Annotated in this window: 14 protein-coding genes; 7 read left to right on the plus strand and 7 right to left on the minus strand. The window is 73.0% G+C overall.

The genetic code is table 11. From position 1 onward, the window contains the following. Window positions 1–26: 26 nt before the first annotated feature. Both QSK20_RS09775 and QSK20_RS09780 read left to right on the plus strand, forming a co-directional pair. The gene (locus QSK20_RS09775; protein ID WP_285788263.1) at window positions 27–1232 is read left to right on the plus strand and encodes a cytochrome P450 family protein; all 1206 of its coding nucleotides are present in this window, start codon (window positions 27–29) and stop codon (window positions 1230–1232) included. Beyond that, window positions 1225–2475: an MFS transporter gene (locus QSK20_RS09780; RefSeq protein ID WP_285788264.1), complete on the plus strand. Its 1251-nt coding sequence runs from the start codon at window positions 1225–1227 to the stop codon at window positions 2473–2475. The genes QSK20_RS09775 and QSK20_RS09780 overlap by 8 nt, the downstream gene beginning before the upstream one ends. A 9-nt stretch (window positions 2476–2484) precedes the next feature. Here the strand turns inward: QSK20_RS09780 and QSK20_RS09785 are convergent, their stop codons facing one another. The 4 genes from QSK20_RS09785 to QSK20_RS09800 all read right to left on the minus strand — a co-directional run bounded on the left by QSK20_RS09785 (window position 2485) and on the right by QSK20_RS09800 (window position 6776). After that, on the minus strand, window positions 2485–3507 hold the full coding sequence (locus tag QSK20_RS09785) for a LacI family DNA-binding transcriptional regulator (protein ID WP_285788265.1): 1023 nt from the start codon (window positions 3505–3507) through the stop codon (window positions 2485–2487). An 88-nt stretch (window positions 3508–3595) separates the two neighbouring features. Continuing rightward, on the minus strand, window positions 3596–4435 hold the full coding sequence (locus tag QSK20_RS09790; protein ID WP_285788266.1) for a carbohydrate ABC transporter permease: 840 nt from the start codon (window positions 4433–4435) through the stop codon (window positions 3596–3598). Further along, a complete protein-coding gene (locus tag QSK20_RS09795) occupies window positions 4432–5427 on the minus strand; it encodes a carbohydrate ABC transporter permease (RefSeq protein WP_285788267.1) in 996 nt (331 codons plus the stop codon). Before QSK20_RS09795 ends, QSK20_RS09790 begins: the two co-directional genes overlap by 4 nt. A gap of 56 nt (window positions 5428–5483) precedes the next feature. After that, the gene (locus QSK20_RS09800) at window positions 5484–6776 is read right to left on the minus strand and encodes an extracellular solute-binding protein (protein ID WP_285788268.1); all 1293 of its coding nucleotides are present in this window, start codon (window positions 6774–6776) and stop codon (window positions 5484–5486) included. A 252-nt stretch (window positions 6777–7028) separates the two neighbouring features. Here QSK20_RS09800 and QSK20_RS09805 point away from each other — a divergent pair, with 252 nt between their 5' ends. Further along, a complete protein-coding gene (locus tag QSK20_RS09805) occupies window positions 7029–8654 on the plus strand; it encodes a glycoside hydrolase family 43 protein (RefSeq protein WP_285788269.1) in 1626 nt (541 codons plus the stop codon). A 47-nt stretch (window positions 8655–8701) separates the two neighbouring features. Continuing rightward, on the plus strand, window positions 8702–9343 hold the full coding sequence (locus QSK20_RS09810; protein ID WP_285788270.1) for a polysaccharide deacetylase family protein: 642 nt from the start codon (window positions 8702–8704) through the stop codon (window positions 9341–9343). Between the two features lie 14 nt (window positions 9344–9357). On the opposite strand, the gene QSK20_RS09815 is transcribed toward QSK20_RS09810, so the two are convergent. The 3 genes from QSK20_RS09815 to QSK20_RS09825 are packed head-to-tail and all read right to left on the minus strand — an operon-like array spanning window position 9358 to window position 11976. After that, window positions 9358–10002: a response regulator gene (locus QSK20_RS09815; protein ID WP_285788271.1), complete on the minus strand. Its 645-nt coding sequence runs from the start codon at window positions 10000–10002 to the stop codon at window positions 9358–9360. Further along, complete coding sequence (locus QSK20_RS09820; RefSeq protein WP_285788272.1) at window positions 9993–11141, minus strand: sensor histidine kinase; 1149 nt, start codon at window positions 11139–11141, stop codon at window positions 9993–9995. The genes QSK20_RS09815 and QSK20_RS09820 overlap by 10 nt, the downstream gene beginning before the upstream one ends. 4 nt (window positions 11142–11145) lie before the next feature. Beyond that, entirely contained in the window at window positions 11146–11976 is an 831-nt protein-coding gene (locus QSK20_RS09825) for a DedA family protein (protein WP_285788273.1), read from the minus strand. Between the two features lie 163 nt (window positions 11977–12139). On the opposite strand from QSK20_RS09825, the gene QSK20_RS09830 reads away from it, so the two are divergent. From QSK20_RS09830 to QSK20_RS09840, 3 genes are all read left to right on the plus strand, one after another. Beyond that, complete coding sequence (locus QSK20_RS09830; protein ID WP_285788274.1) at window positions 12140–13120, plus strand: DUF2804 domain-containing protein; 981 nt, start codon at window positions 12140–12142, stop codon at window positions 13118–13120. 102 nt (window positions 13121–13222) lie between these two features. Next, entirely contained in the window at window positions 13223–13597 is a 375-nt protein-coding gene (locus QSK20_RS09835) for a holin (protein WP_285788275.1), read from the plus strand. A gap of 46 nt (window positions 13598–13643) precedes the next feature. Further along, window positions 13644–14963, plus strand: a complete 1320-nt coding sequence (locus QSK20_RS09840; protein ID WP_285788276.1) for a family 43 glycosylhydrolase — start codon at window positions 13644–13646, stop codon at window positions 14961–14963. The last annotated feature ends 56 nt before the right edge of the window (window positions 14964–15019 follow it).

Genomic DNA, 15019 nt, shown 5'->3' on the forward strand with positions numbered 1-15019 from the left:
CCCGACCGCTCGCCACGAGGAGACCCATGGACACCACCAGGGACGAGCCGGCGCCACCGGGACAGGCCCCGTTCGTCGTCGACCCCTACCCCACCCTGGCCCGGATCCGGGCCAACGGTCCGGTGTCGATCCTGCACAGCGACGAGGGGCTGCCGATGTGGGTGGTCGCCCGGTACCACGACGTGCGGGCCGTCCTGGCCGACCCGAGGTTCGGTCAGGACGTCCGGCGGGCGCAGGAACTGGCGGACGACCGGGTCGAGGGCACCACGCTCGGCAGCGACATGGTCCACATGCTCAACAGCGACCCACCCGACCACACCCGGCTCCGCCGGCTGATCCACGGCTTCTTCACCGCCCGGCGGGTGGCGGCGATGCGGCCGATGGTGGAGCGGATCACCACCATGCTGCTCGACGGGCTCGACGGCCGGGACACCGTCGACCTGGTGACGGACTTCGCCTTCCCGCTGCCCATGCTGATCATCTGTGAGCTGATCGGGTTCCCGCCGGAGGACCGCCTCGCCTACCGGGAGTGGTCGACCGCGATCCTCACCCACAGCGACGACTCCGAGGCGTTCGACCGGGCGATGCGGGACCTGACCGACTACATCACCGCGCTGCTCCGCCAGCGCCGGTCCGATCCCCGCGACGACATCCTGACCGTGCTGCTCGCCGCCCGCGACCAGGGCCAGCTCACCGACGACGAGATCGTCGGCATGGTGTTCCTGCTGCTCATCGGCGGTCACGAGACGACCGTCAACCTGCTGGGCACCGCCACCCTCGCCCTGATCCGTCACCCCGACCAGTACCGCTGGCTGCGGGAGCACCCGGCGGCCCTGCCCGTGGCGGTGGACGAGTTCCTCCGGTACGAGTCCCCGGTCAGCATGGCGACGCTGCGGTTCACCACCGCCCCGGTGGACGTCGACGGGGTCGAGATCCCCGCCGGTGAGCTGGTCCTCGTCTCGCTGGGCGGAGCCAACCGCGACCCGGACCGGTTCCCCGACGCCGACCGGCTCGTCCTCGACCGGGCCGATCCCGGGCACCTCGCCTTCGGTCACGGCCTGCACCGCTGTCTCGGCGCGTTCCTCGGCAAGCTGGAGGGCGAGGTGGCGCTGGGCCACCTGCTGGCACGCCACCCCGCGCTGACACTGGCCGGCGGCGAGGACACCCTCCGGTGGCGCAACACGATCATGCTGCGCGGGCTGGAGTCGCTGCCGGTGGCCCGGCATGGCTGACTCCGCCACCACCACCCGTCGGCGCCTGCGGCCCCGGCTGGACCTGACGCCGCTGCGGTCCCGGAACTTCCGACTGCTGTTCGCGGCCGAGGCCGTCTCGGTCTTCGGCGACGCGTTCCACGCGGTCGCGCTGCCCTGGCTGGTCTACCGGATCGGCGGGGGCGCCCGGGAGCTCGGGCTGCTGGTCGCCGTCTACGGCCTGTGCCGGCTGGCGACCACACCGCTGGGCGGGATCCTCGCCGACCGGGTCGGGGCGTGGCGGGTGATGCTCGCCGCCGACCTCGCGCGGCTGGCGTCCACCGTCGGGATCGCGGTGGCCGCCTTCACCGGCGTCCGTGACCTCCTGCTGCTCGGGCTCCTGGTCGCCGGCACCGGCCTGGGGGCCGGCCTGTTCCAGCCCGCGGCGTACGCCATCACGCCCCGGCTGCTCCCGCCCGAGCAGCTCCAGGCGGGCAACGCACTGAACAGCACCGCCGCCTTCGCCGCCGGGCTGGCCGGGCCCGGAGTGGCCGGCCTGGTGGTGGTCGCGCTCTCGCCGGGAGCGGCGTTCACCGTGGACGCGCTCACCTTCGCGGTGTCGGCGGTCTGCCTGGCGGCCATCGGGGCGGGTCACCGCCGGGCCGTGCCGGTCGTCGCCGAGGCCGGGTCGCCGTCGGCCCCACGGGTGACGTTCCGGCGGCTGCTGCGCGACTCGCCGCTCCTCCGCACGGTCCTGGTGGTGACCGCGGCGGCCAACCTGACCGTCGGCGGGATGGTCCGGGTCGGCCTACCCTCCCTGGCCAGTGTGGACCTGGCCGCCGGTCCCGGCGGCTTCGGTGGCCTGCTCGCCGCGTTCACCGGCGGTTCGCTGGCCGGCGGGCTGTTCAGCGCCGGGCTGACCGGCCTCCGGCGGCGGGGGGCCACCGCCATGTTCTCCGGGCTGGTGATGGCCGGGGCGGTGGCGCTGGTGCCGTTCGCCGGTTACGCCGGCGCGCTCGTCGCGCTCGCCGTCGCCGGGGTCGCCAGTACGGTCACCAACGTGCTGATCATCACGGTGGTCCAGCAGAACACCGCCGGGCACCTGCTCGGCCGGGTGATGAGCGCGGTCCTCTTCGCCGCGCTGGGCCTCTTCCCGCTCTCCTCCGTGGTGGCCGGTGTGGTGGTGGAGGCGTACGGCAGCACGGTGCTCTTCCTCGCCACCGCCGCGACGCTGGCCGCCGCCTTCGGGTTCGGACTGTCCCGCCGGGCGGTCCGGGACCGGTGAGGCGGCGCCCTACCGGTCGGCCGGCGGGGCGGCGCTGTCGCGGACGACGAGTTCGGTGGCGAGCTCCACCCGGGGGCTCTCGATCTTCTCGCCCCGGGCCAGCCGCAACACGGTCCGTGCGGCGAGCATGCCCATCTCGGCCAGCGGCTGACGGATCGTGGTCAGCGGCGGGGAGCACCAGCGGACCTCGGGCAGGTCGTCGAAGCCGACCACGCTGACGTCGTCGGGCACCCGCAGGCCGCGCTTGCGGACCGCCTCGTAGACCCCGAGGGCCATCTGGTCGCTGGAGGCGAAGATGGCCGTCGGCGGGTCGGGCAACGCCAACAGCTGGGTGCCGGCGGCGTACCCGGCCTCGTGGTAGAAGTTGCCGGGACGGACGAGCGTGTCGTCGAAGGCGATGCCGGCGGCCTCGAGGGCGGCCCGGTAGCCGTCGAGCCGGGCCCGGCTGCACATCAGCTGCGGCGGCCCGGCGATGAACCCGATCCGCCGGTGGCCGAGGCCGAGCAGGTACTGGTTGGCCCGCAGGCTGCCGGCCCAGTTGGTGGCCCCGACGGTCGGCGCCTCCTGCGGGGCCACCCCGGCCGGGTCGACGATGACCACCGGGATGTTGAGGCGGCTCAGCTCGGCCTGCAACGGTGGCGCCACCATCGAGGTCACGAAGATGACCCCCTCGGTGGAGCGGGTCCGCATGTTGTCGAGCCACTGCTTCGCCGACGAGGTACGCCGGTGGATCGCCGACACGACGGTGCCGACGCCGCTGCCGTGCGCGACGTCCTCCACCCCACGGATGATCTCCACCGCCCACGGGCTGTCGAGGTCGTTGAAGACCAGGTCGACCAGGCCGGAGCGGGGCCGCCGGCTCGGCGGACGACGACGGTAGCCGTGCCGGGTGAGCAGGTCCTCGACCCGTTCCCGGGTCTGCGGGGCGACGTCGGAGCGGCCGTTGATGACCCGGGAGACCGTCGGCACGGAAACGCCGGCCAGGCGCGCGATCATCGCGATGGTGACGTTCCGGTCGTTGTCGGCCCCCACGGTCCGCCCTTTCGTCGTGGCTCGTGCCTGTGGTCGGTGAAGGCTACCGGAGCCGCCGATGCTCCCCCCGCCGGCGGGGGACGACGGCTCAGCCCTTCACGCTGCCGGCCAGACCCCCGATGAGCTGGCGTTCGGCCACGGCGTAGAAGCCCAGCGCCGGCACCATGGACAGCACCACGTAGGCGAGCACCCGGGCGGTGTCGTCGGCGTACTGCCCCTGGAAGGCCTGCACCCCGACCGGGAGGGTCCACCAGCTCTGGTCGGTGAACACCACCAGCGGCAGCATGAAGTTGTTCCAGCTCGACACGATGGCCAGCACCGAGACGGTGGCCAGGGCGGGACGGGCCATCGGCAGCAGGACCCGCCAGAAGAACCCGAACGGGCCGCACCCGTCGAGGACGGCGGCCTCCTCGACCTCGCCGGGGATGGTGCGGAAGAACTGCCGCAGGATGATGATGGTGACCGGCAGCCCGAACGCGGCCTGCGGCAGGATCACCCCGAGCGGGTTGTCCAGCAGGCCCATCCCGCGCAGCAGGACGAACAGCGGCAGGATCGCCACCGCGAACGGGAACATCAGCCCCACCGCGAAGAGGGTCGCCAGCAGCTCCCGGCCCCGGAAGGCGTAACGGGCCAGGACGAACGCCGCCATCGCCGCCGACCCGACCACGATCACCGTGCTGGCCACCGCGATGAGGACGCTGTTGCCGAGCTGACGCCAGAACACCTCGGAGGTGAGGATGCCGGTGTAGTTCCCGGGCACCCACGGGTCGGGCCAGCCGAGCGGGTTGGTGGAGAGCTGGCCGTTGTCCTTGAAGCCGCCGAGCACGCCGAACAGGACCGGCACGACGATGAGCGCGCCGACGGCGACGGAGACGAGGTGCAGCACGATGCGGCGGGCCCGGACCCCGGGGTTCGTCGTGGTGGTCATCGCTGGCCTCCCTGGGTGGTGAGCGCGCCCTCGGTGTCGCGGCGCAGGACGATCCGCTGGTAGAACAGGGCGAAGACCATGCTCAGCAGGAACATGACGATGCTGATCGCGCTGGCGTAGCCGACCTCGAAGCGACGGAAGCCGTACTGGTACATCGTCACGGCCATGGTCTCCGAGGCGTGGATCGGACCGCCGCCGGTGAGCACCCACACCATGTCGAACAGCTGGATCGTGCCGATGACCGACAGGAAGACGCTGATCCGGATGGTCGGGCCGAGCAACGGGAGGGTGACGTGCCGGAACGCCTGCCAGGCGCCGGCCCCGTCGACGGTGGCCGCCTCGTGGATCTCCTTCGGGATGCTCTGCCGGCCCGCCAGATAGAGGATCATGTAGAAGCCGAAGTACTTCCAGGAGATCACCAGGAAAACGGCGATCAGCACGGTGTCCGGGTCGGCGAAGATCGTACCGGCGTCCGCGCCGAGCAGGCGGGTCAGCGTGTCGCCCAGCCCCCGGTTCGGGGAGAACACCAGGGTGAACAGGACGGCGGTGGTGACCTCGGAGAGCACGTACGGGGCGAAGAAGACCAGCCGGTAGACGCTGCGTCCCCGCAGCGGCTGGTTGAGCAGCATGGCCAGGCCGAGGGCGACCGGCAACTGGACCAGCAGCGACAGGACGATCAGCACGAGCCCGCGCCACAGGTCCCCGCGGAACGTGGCGTCGCCGAAGGCGCGGGTGTAGTTGTCCAGCCCGACGAAGTTCTCCGGCAGGCCGAAGCCGTTCCACTTGTACAGGCTGGCGTAGCTCGCCACCACGATCGGGGCGATCACCAGCAGGAGGAACAGCACCACCGCCGGAGCCAGGAAGACGGCGAGGGTGCCCAGTCGGCCCGGTCGTACCCGGCGGCCACGCGGTCGCGCGGCCACCGGGTGCGGCGTCGCTGTCTTGGCGACCACGCTGTCCCGCACACCCGACGTCGTCGGCGGCCTGGTCATGCCTGCTCCACTCGGTTGCTGTCGCGGACGGGTAGGGGTCGGTGGTCGGCCATGGCCTACTGGTTCTTCGCCACCGCGGTGATGTCCTTGACGATCTGCTCGGCGCTCTTGTCGCCGGCGACCAACGCGGCCACGCTGTCGTTGACCTGCTGGCCGACGGCCGGCGGGTACGCCTGGTCGAGGTAGAGCTGGAACCCGGTCGCGGCGGCCAGGGTCTGTGCGACCACCCGGTTGTTCGCATCGGAGATGGCGTCGGCGGCGGCGGTGACCGTGGGCAGCACCGCACCCGTCGCCGCGGCCTTGCGCTGGTTGTCGACCGTGAGCAGCGTCCGGAGGAAGTCGACGGTCGACGCGGGCGCGTCCTTGCCGACCGCGAAGCCGTTGCCGCCGCCGAACGCCTCCGACGCCGAGCCACGGCCGCCCTCGACCGCCGGGAACGGGAAGAAGCCGAGCTTGTCGCCGATCCCCTTCTTGCTGGTGGACGAGGACACCTGCACCGACGGGGCCCACTGGCCCATCAGTTCCATGGCCGCCCCGCCGTTGCCCATCGTGGCGGCCTGCCCGTCCGGGGAGCTGTAGTCCGCGCCGAGGAAGCCCTTCTGGAACGGTTGCAGGTCCACCAGTTCCTTGAGCCGTTCACCGGCCGCGACGAAGTCGGGGGTGTCGAAGTTGCCGTCCTTGGCGGCCTGTTGCAGTGCGCCGAGGCCGCCGATGCGCATCGCCAGGTAGGCCCAGTAGTAGTGCCCCGGCCACTTCTCCTTGCCGGCGAGCGCGATGGGCACGGTGCCGGCCGCCTTGAGCTTCCGGACCGCGTCGAGGAGCCCGGCCCAGGTGGTGGGCGCGGCGGTGACACCGGCGGAGGCGAAGAGGTCCTTGTTGTACCAGAAGCCGACCATGCCGACGTCGAACGGGACGCCGTAGATCTTGCCGTCGACGGTGAACGGCTGCACCGCGGCGGGCAGCAGGGTGTCGATCCAGGGTCGTACGTCGTCGGTGAGGTCGCGGACCAGGCCCGCGTCCACCTGCTGTTTGAGCACGCCGCCGCCCCAGGACTGGAAGAGGTCGGGCGGACTTCCGGCCTGGGTGGCGGTGGTCAGCTTGGCCTTGAACGCCTCGTTCTCCAGGGGCTGGATCTCGACCGTGACGCCGTCGTGCGCGGACTGGTACTCCTTCGCCATCGCCGCCCAGACCGGCAGCATCGGGTCGGTGTTCTGGATGTGCCACCAGTTGATCGCCTGCGGGTCGTCCGGGTCACCGGAGTCCCCGCCGCCACAGGCGCCGAGCAGGTAGGCGCCGGCACCGGCGCCGACGAGGCCGAACAGCGTTCTGCGGGAGAGGTGCGCTGCCATTGGTTCATCCCTTCGGGGACTCACGAGGTGCTCGGATGCCGATCTGGCCGACGCGATGCGGCCAGGGTGTTCCGGAAGTTTCGCAAGTGGTGCCGGTATTACCAGGTGATGGCGGGCACGCTACGACGTGGTTGCACACCGGGTCAAGGGGTCTGTCCTATCGCGACAAGAGCGGCTACCGTGGTCGTAACTTCCAGTGTTTCCGGAACGGACTTCCGGAAGTTTGCCGAAAGTCGCACCCGAGGAGCCGACATGTCGACCGAGACCGCTGACGTGGCGACCGCCGCCCCGGCGATCCGCAATCCCGTCCTGACGGGATTCCACCCGGACCCGTCGATCCTGCGGGTGGGCGACGACTACTACCTGGCCACCTCGACCTTCGAGTGGTACCCGGGGGTGCGGGTGCACCACTCCCGTGACCTCGTGCACTGGCGACCGCTGGGCGGGATCATCACCGAACGCCGCCTGCTCGACCTGCGCGGCTGCGGGGACTCCAACGGCGTGTGGGCGCCGGACCTGTCCCACCACGACGGCGAGTTCCTGCTGGTGTACAGCGACGTGGCCAGCTTCGCCAGCGGCTACTGGGATCCGCAGAACTACCTGGTCACCGCGCCCGACATCACCGGCCCCTGGTCGGATCCGGTGACGCTGCACGGGCGGGGTTTCGACGCCTCGCTGTTCCACGACGACGACGGCGACAGTTGGCTGCTGAGCATGAGCGCCGACTGGCGACCCGGCCGGGACCGCTTCGCCGGCATCGAGATCCAACGCTACGACCGTCGGCGACGCCGCCTGGTCGGCCGGCCCCGCACGATCTTCACGGGCACCGCCGTCGGGCTCACCGAGGCGCCCCGCCTCTACCGCCACGACGGCTGGTACTGGCTGGTCACCGCCGAGGGTGGCACCAGCTGGGAGCACCAGGTCACCGTCGCGCGGTCACGCGAGCTGTTCGGGCCGTACGAGGTGGACCCGGCCGGGCCGATGCTGACCTCGGTCGGTCGCCCGGACCTGCGGTTGCAGAAGGCCGGTCACGGCAGCCTGGTCCGCACCCCGGCCGGTGACTGGTACCTGGCGCACCTGGTCGGACGCCCCTACACGCCCCTGGGCAACTGCGTGCTGGGGCGGGAGACCGCGATCCAGCGGGTCGAGTGGGCGCCGGGCGGTTGGCCCCGCGTGCCCGGGGGCGTGCCGGCGGACGAGGTCGGCGCGCCCGACCTGCCCCCGCACCCGTGGCCGCCGGCACCGACCACCGACCACTTCGACGACGACCGGCTCGGTCCGGACTGGTCGACGCTGCGCCGGCCGGCCGGCCCGGACTGGCTCGACCTGCGGATACGCCCGTCCCACCTGCGGATCCGCGGTGGGCAGTCACCGGTCGGCCGGCAGACGCCGAGCCTGGTCGCCCGGCGGGTCGGGGCGACCCACTGCTCGCTGGAGACCGTCGTCGAGTTCGACCCGCTCGACCACCGGCACCTGGCCGGGATCACCGCCTACTACAACACCCTGAACTGGCACTACCTCTACCTGACCCGGGACGACCACGGGCAGGTGGTCCTGGAGCTGCTCAGCGCGGACAGCGGGCGGCGCACGACGTACCCCGACCTCACCGTCGCGGTGGGCGACGCCGGTCGGGTCGGGTTGCGGGCGGTGTTCGACGGCCCGGTCGTCCGGTTCGGGTACGACCTCGGCGCCGGCTGGCGGGACCTGCCGGTGAAGCTGGACGCCACCGTCCTCTCCGACGAACACGCCGCCCTGATCGTCGACGGGGAACCGGCGGCGTGGGGCTTCACCGGGGCGTTCCTCGGCCTCTGGGTCCAGGACCTGGGCAACGACGGCGTCCACGCCGACTTCGACCACGCCACCTACCTGGAACACTGAGCCCGGCCGCGCCCCCGGCGACGGCCCCGGTACGGACAGGACCCCCGATGCCCCCCTCCCCCGTGCCCGACCCCGCCCCGGCCCGCCCCGCCAGCACCGCCGTCGTCGACACCGCCCGGGGCGGTGGCCGCACGGTCAGCCTCACCTTCGACGACGGACCGAACCCCGCCGACACCCTGCGTCTGCTGGGCGTCCTGCGCCGGCACCGGGTCGCGGCCGTGTTCTGCCTCTGGGGCGACCACGTCGACGACCACCCGGACGTGGTCCGCCGGATCGTCGCCGACGGGCACACCCTGGGCAACCACGGCATGCGCCACGACGACATGGGTCACTGGCCGCCCGAGCGGATCGCGGCGGACCTGCGGGCGACCAACGACGCCATCCGACGGGCCGTGCCGGGGGCCCGGATCCGGTACTTCCGCGCCCCCTACGGCGCCTGGGGAGGGACGCCCGCCGTGGCCGCCGCCCTGGGCATGCGACCCCTCGGCTGGCGGCTGGCCGTCGGCGACTGGCAGCCGCCCGGCACCGACGAACTCGTCCGCCGGCTGGTCGACGGCGTCACGCCCGGCGCCGTGGTGCTGCTGCACGACGGAGGCGGCGACCGTCGCCAGACCGTCGAGGCGGTCGACCGGGTCGTCCCCGTCCTGCGGGCGCGGCGCTGGCGGTTCACCCTGCCGGCGCGGAACTGACCCAGCCGGCGACCTCAGACCCCGAGGTAGCGGAGCACCGCCAGCACCCGGCGGCTGTAGCCGGCCGCCCGTGGCAGGTCGAGCTTGTCGAAGATCGTGTTGATGTGCTTCTCCACCGCGCTCTGCGACACGTGCAGCCGCTCCGCGACGGTCGCGTTGGTGTGGCCCTGTGCCATGTGGTGCAGCACGTCCCGCTCGCGCGGGGTCAGCCGGGTGAGCGGATCGGCCGGGCCCGTGCCGGCCAGCACCTGCCGGACCACCTCGGGATCGAGCGCGGTCGCGCCGGCCGCCACCCGGTCGAGTGCGTCGAGGAAGTCGTCCACCTGGGCGACCCGGTCCTTGAGGACGTAGCCGACACCCTCCGGGCGGTCGGCGAGCAGGCGGGCGGCGTACCGTTTCTCGACGTACTGGGAGAGCACCAGGATGCCGGTCGACGGCCAGCGCCGCCGGACCTCCAGGGCGGCCCGCAGCCCGTCGTCGGTGTGGGTGGGTGGCATCCGCACGTCGGTGACCACGACGTCGGGCCGGTGCCGGTCGACGGCTCCGGTCAGCTCCTCGGCGGAGGCGACGGTGGCCGCGACGTCGTGCCCCTCCTCGGCCAGCAGCCGGGCCAGCCCCTCCCGCAGCAGGGTGGAGTCCTCGGCGAGCACTATCCGCACGGCAGTTCCACCGAGACGGTGGTGGGCCCGCCGGCGGGGCTGTCGACGCACAGCCGCCCGTCGAGGGCCCCGACCCGGCGGGCCAGGCCGGACAGCCCCCGCCCGGCCGGGTCGGCCCCGCCGACGCCGTCGTCACGCACCGCCATCCGGACCGCCCCCTCCCCGGCACCGATCTCGACGGTGATCAGGGTAGCGGCGGCGTGCTTCGCCGCGTTCGTCAGCGCCTCGCAGGCCACGAAGTACAGCACCGTCTCGACCTGCCGGGCGGGCCGTGCCGGCAGGTCGCAACGGATGCGGACCGGTACGTCGGAGCGCTGGGCGACCAACTCCAACGCCTGTCCGAGGTCGGCGTCGTCGAGCGCCGACGGGTACACCCGCCAGGCCACCTCACGCAGCTCCACGACGGCCTGCTGAACATCGGAATGGGCCTGGGCGAGCAGTGCGGCCGTGCGGGCGGCGTCCCGGCTTCGGCGGGCACGGCCGAGCAGCATCCCGAGGGCGACGAGCCGCTGCTGGAGCCCGTCGTGCAGGTCCCGCTCGATGCGCTGCCGCTCGGCGTCCACCGCGGCGATCACGCCCGCCCGGCTCACCACCAGTTCCCGGACGCGGTCTTCGAGCAGTTCCCGCCGGCTCGGGCCGAGCAGGCGCCGGGCGAGCCGCACGTCCAACGCGCCGACACTCGCCACGGCCTGGACGTTCACCAGGAACAACGCCGCGCCGACGACCACCTGCACCAACGCGTCGGCCACGCCGAGGTCACCCCGGAGCGTGGCCAGCAACACGATCGACGCCAGCACCACACCGACGGCGAGCAGCCCGTACGCCAGCAGGCCGAGCGCCCCGGGCAGCAGGCGTACGGCCAGGTAGCCCACCTCCTTCCGCCCGCCCGCCGCGCCGGACGAGAGTTCGGCGTCGTGGAACCGGGCGAGGCGACGGCGCTCGTACCGCACGAGCGCCGAGGCGTACCGCCGGATCGCGGCGTGTACCGGGCGGCGGGCCGGGGGCACGACCCCGGCGGTGGCCCCGGCGACGGCCGCGGCCGCGAGGAAGAGCCCCCCGACGCCGGCGGTGAGGATCCCGAGGGCGACCCCGAGGGAACTCCTCCCCGGACGCGGCGACTCCGGCCGGTCCGCCGCCACCGGTTCAGGACCGCCCGTCGGCCGGCCACTCGTCCGAGCGGGCGCTGCGGTAGATCGTGCCCCGCCCGCCCGGATCGGGGGCGACACGCAGGGGCGCGGGTCCGACCGGCTCGGCGGCGGACGGCGCGGGCTCGACCGGCGGAACCGGACCAGCGGCGGACGCCCCGCCGCGGCGGGCCCGGACGAGGCGGGAGCCCACGAACCAGCAGGCGGCCACCACGCAGCCGACGATGACCAGTTTCTGCAGCACCCCGGCGTATCCCTCGACCAGATGCCAGTTGTCGCCGAGCAGGTAGCCGGCCAGCACGAAGGCGCTGTTCCAGATCAGGCTGCCCAAGGTGGTGTAGAGGGCGAAGGTGCCCAGGGGCATCCGCTCCACGCCGGCCGGTATGGAGATCAGGCTACGGAAGATCGGAATCATCCGGCCGAAGAAGACGGCCTTCACGCCGTGCCGCAGGAACCACGCCTCGGTACGGTCCACGTCGCTCAGCTTGACCAGCGGCAGCCGTGCCGCGACCGCCCGGATCCGGTCCCGGCCGAGCACGGCGCCGATCCGGTACAGCGCCAGCGCGCCGAGCAACGAGCCGAGGGTGGTCCAGAAGATCGCGCCGAGCAGGCTCATCCGACCCTGGGCCGCCACGAAGCCGGCCAGCGGGAGAATCACCTCGCTGGGGATCGGCGGGAAGAGGTTCTCCAGCGCCACGGCCAGACCGGCCCCTGGCCCACCGAGCCGTTCGACCAGGTCGGTGACGAAACCGACCAGGCCGTCCTCGGGCGGGGCGGCGGACCGGGCGGCGGTGCCGGTGGTGGGCAGGGCGTGCGCGGTGCGAATCATGCTCCACACGTTACGAACGGATCGGTGGGTCGACCACGTGGCCGGCCACCGACTCCGTCGGCGACGACCACACCGGGTGGGGTGCGGAGAACCACAGGGTGCCCGCCCGTCGCCGGTTCCGTCGACCCTCCATCGCCGACCGACCGGCCGGTATCCTGCCGCCGTGACGCAGGAGCGCGAGATCACCGAGCCGGTCGACCTGTGCCTGCCGGACGGGCGCCTCGACCCCGACGCGGTCGGCTGGACCCGCCGGCCGCTGCACCGGGCCAACCTGCGGGGCTGGGGCCGGCGCAAGCGGTGGGAGTACTGGGGTGTGGTCACCCCCACGCACATCCTCGGGGTCGTCGCGTCGTCCCTGGACTACGCCGGGGTGCACAGCGTCTACCTGCTCGACCGGGCCACCGGCACGGAGGTCGCCACGGAGGCGGTGGTGCCGCTGGCCCGTGGGGTCGTCCTGCCCGAGCGCAGCGGCGCGGGCCGGGTGTCGGTCCGGGCCGGCGCGGTGACCGTGACGATCGACCAGACGCCCGAGGCGACCGCCCTGCGGGCCAGCGCCGGTCAGGTCGAGATCGACCTGACCATGCCGCTGCCGCCGGGACACGAGTCGCTCGGCGTGGTGGTGCCCTGGGGACGGCACCGCTTCCAGTACACGGTCAAGGACGTCGGCCGCCCGGTGCGCGGCCGGTTCCGGGTGGGTCCCACCTGGCACGACGTCCCGGCGACGGAGTCGTTCGCGGTGCTCGACCACGGGCGGGGCAAGTGGCCGTACTCGATCACCTGGAACTGGGCCGCGGGCGCCGGCCCCGGTCGCGCGATCCAGCTCGGCGGGGCCTGGACCGACGGCACCGGGAGCACCGAGAACGCGCTCGTCGTCGACGGCCGGCTGCACAAGATCGGCGACGAGCTGCGCTGGCGGTACGACCGCTCCGACTGGACCCGGCCGTGGCGGATCACCGGCCCCCGGGTCGACGTGACGTTCCACCCCTTCCACGAGCGGGTCTCCCGCACCGGCCTGGGCGTGGTCGCCAACGAGACCCACCAGTGCTTCGGGCACTTCACCGGCTGGGCGGCCACCGACGACGGCGAGCGGATCGACCTCGACGGTCTGGTCGGCTGGGCGGAGGAGGCCCGCAACCGCTGGTAGCGCCGGACGTCGACGGACACGTCCGGTCGGCGCGGTCGCGTCTTCGCGGGCCGGACGGTCGGTGACGCCGGCGGGACGGCGGTCCGGGGAGGCTGTCCGCAGGTGAGCGCCGCACGCCGGCGGCTCGCCCGCCCGCTCCCCTCCGCCCGGACCGCGCCGGTGCCGGGCCGCGTCGCACCTGGAGACACCGTGTTCACCACGACCTTCTGGAAGCAGGCCGCCGAACGGGCGGTCAAGTCGGCCGCGCAGGCCCTGCTCGGCCTCTGGGCCCTCGACGGCTGGTTCGACGTCCTGACCGCCGACTGGCCGATGGCCGGCGGGGTGGCTCTCGGCGGTGCGGTGCTGTCGCTGTTGACGTCGCTGGTCTCGCTCGCCGGTGGGCCGGAGCAGTCGCCGAGTCTGGTGTCGACCACGTCACCGGCGGTGCCCGTCGCGCCGATCGCGCGTCCGCCGCGCGATCCGCACGCCGCCCGGTAGCGCCGAACCCCTTTCTTTACATCGATGTACGTGGTTGTATTCGGGCATGCGCCGACTTCTCGCCTGCCTGGTCGCCGCCCTCGCGGCCAGCCCTCTCGTCCTCAGTGCCGCACCACCCGCCCTGGCCGCCACCACGGCACCGGCGCTGGTCATCGGCAGTGACTTCCCCGATCCCGACATCCTCAAGGTCGGTGACACCTACCACGCCTACTCGACCAACAACGGCAACGGCAACGTGCCGGTGGCCACCGCGACCTCGTTGACCGGCCCGTGGACGCGGCGCGGGAACGCCCTGCCCACCCTCGGCGCCTGGGCCAGCAGCGGGCGTACCTGGGCGCCCGAGGTGTTCCGCCGCGCCGACGGCCGGTACGTGCTCTACTACACCGCGCTCAGCCGCAGCGTGGGCCGGCAGTGCATCGGCGCGGCCACCGCCGGATCGCCGCTGGGGCCGTTCACGCCGGTCGGCACCGGACCACTGATCTGCAACGGCGGCGAGGGCGGCGACATCGACGCGTCCAGCTTCGTCGACAGCACCGGCCTGCGGTACATGCTCTACAAGGACGACGGCAACGCGATCGGCCAGCCGACCAGCCTCTGGCTCCAGCAGGTGGCCGCCGACGGCCTGACGTTGCAGGGTTCCCGGGTGGAACTGCTGCGCAGCGGCCGCCCGGAGGAGGCCGGGGTCATCGAGGCGCCCGTGCTGACCAAGGTCGGCAGCCAGTACGTGCTGTTCTACTCCCTCGGCGGGTACGGCGGCGACGCCTACCAGACCAGCTACGCGACCTCGACGTCGCTGACCGGCCCGTACACCAAGGCGTACCGCTCGCTGATGACCACGGCCTCGCTGGACAACACCGTCCGGGGCCCCGGGGGCGCGGACGTCGTCCGGGAGGCCGGCGGCGACCGCATCGTCTTCCACGGCTGGATCAACAACAACAGCGCCAGGGGGATGTACGTGGCGGACCTCGGCTGGTCCGGCGGTTACCCCGTCGTACGGGGCAGCCGGGTGCGCTACGAGGCCGAGCGGGGCCGGCTCAACAACTGCGCGGTCCGCGCCACCACGACCGCCTCCCAGGGGCAGGCCGTGGCGTACATGGACCACGCCGACAGCTGGGTCGAGGTGACCGTGTTCGCCCCGCGCGCCGGCAACTACACCGCGCACATCGCGTACGCCGCCGGTTACGGCGACGCCCAGCACACCCTGACCGTCAACGGCGGGGCCGCCCAGGCGGTCACCTACCCGAACACGGGTTGGGAGACCTGGCGGCAGGTCCGGGCCGACGTCACGCTCAACGCCGGCAACAACACCCTCCGGCTGAACCACCGCAGCCGCTGGGCGGAACTCGACTTCGTCGAGATCGCGTAGGTTCCGACTCACGTAACGCGTTGCCGGGTGGTCCGCCGGGGCACGGCGGACCACCC

It is taken from the genome of Micromonospora sp. NBRC 101691, from assembly GCF_030269285.1.
In the GTDB taxonomy this organism is placed as follows: Bacteria; Actinomycetota; Actinomycetes; order Mycobacteriales; family Micromonosporaceae; genus Micromonospora; species Micromonospora echinospora.

Excerpts from the sequence above, each read along its gene's own strand:
- QSK20_RS09775 (WP_285788263.1), top strand. The coding sequence starts at position 27 with ATGGACACCACCAGGGACGAGCCGGCGCCACCGGGACAGGCCCCGTTC.
- QSK20_RS09780 (WP_285788264.1), top strand. The coding sequence starts at position 1,225 with ATGGCTGACTCCGCCACCACCACCCGTCGGCGCCTGCGGCCCCGGCTG.
- QSK20_RS09790 (WP_285788266.1), bottom strand. The coding sequence starts at position 4,435 with ATGACCACCACGACGAACCCCGGGGTCCGGGCCCGCCGCATCGTGCTG.
- QSK20_RS09795 (WP_285788267.1), bottom strand. The coding sequence starts at position 5,427 with ATGACCAGGCCGCCGACGACGTCGGGTGTGCGGGACAGCGTGGTCGCC.
- QSK20_RS09800 (WP_285788268.1), bottom strand. The coding sequence starts at position 6,776 with ATGGCAGCGCACCTCTCCCGCAGAACGCTGTTCGGCCTCGTCGGCGCC.
- QSK20_RS09805 (WP_285788269.1), top strand. The coding sequence starts at position 7,029 with ATGTCGACCGAGACCGCTGACGTGGCGACCGCCGCCCCGGCGATCCGC.
- QSK20_RS09810 (WP_285788270.1), top strand. The coding sequence starts at position 8,702 with ATGCCCCCCTCCCCCGTGCCCGACCCCGCCCCGGCCCGCCCCGCCAGC.
- QSK20_RS09825 (WP_285788273.1), bottom strand. The coding sequence starts at position 11,976 with ATGATTCGCACCGCGCACGCCCTGCCCACCACCGGCACCGCCGCCCGG.
- QSK20_RS09840 (WP_285788276.1), top strand. The coding sequence starts at position 13,644 with ATGCGCCGACTTCTCGCCTGCCTGGTCGCCGCCCTCGCGGCCAGCCCT.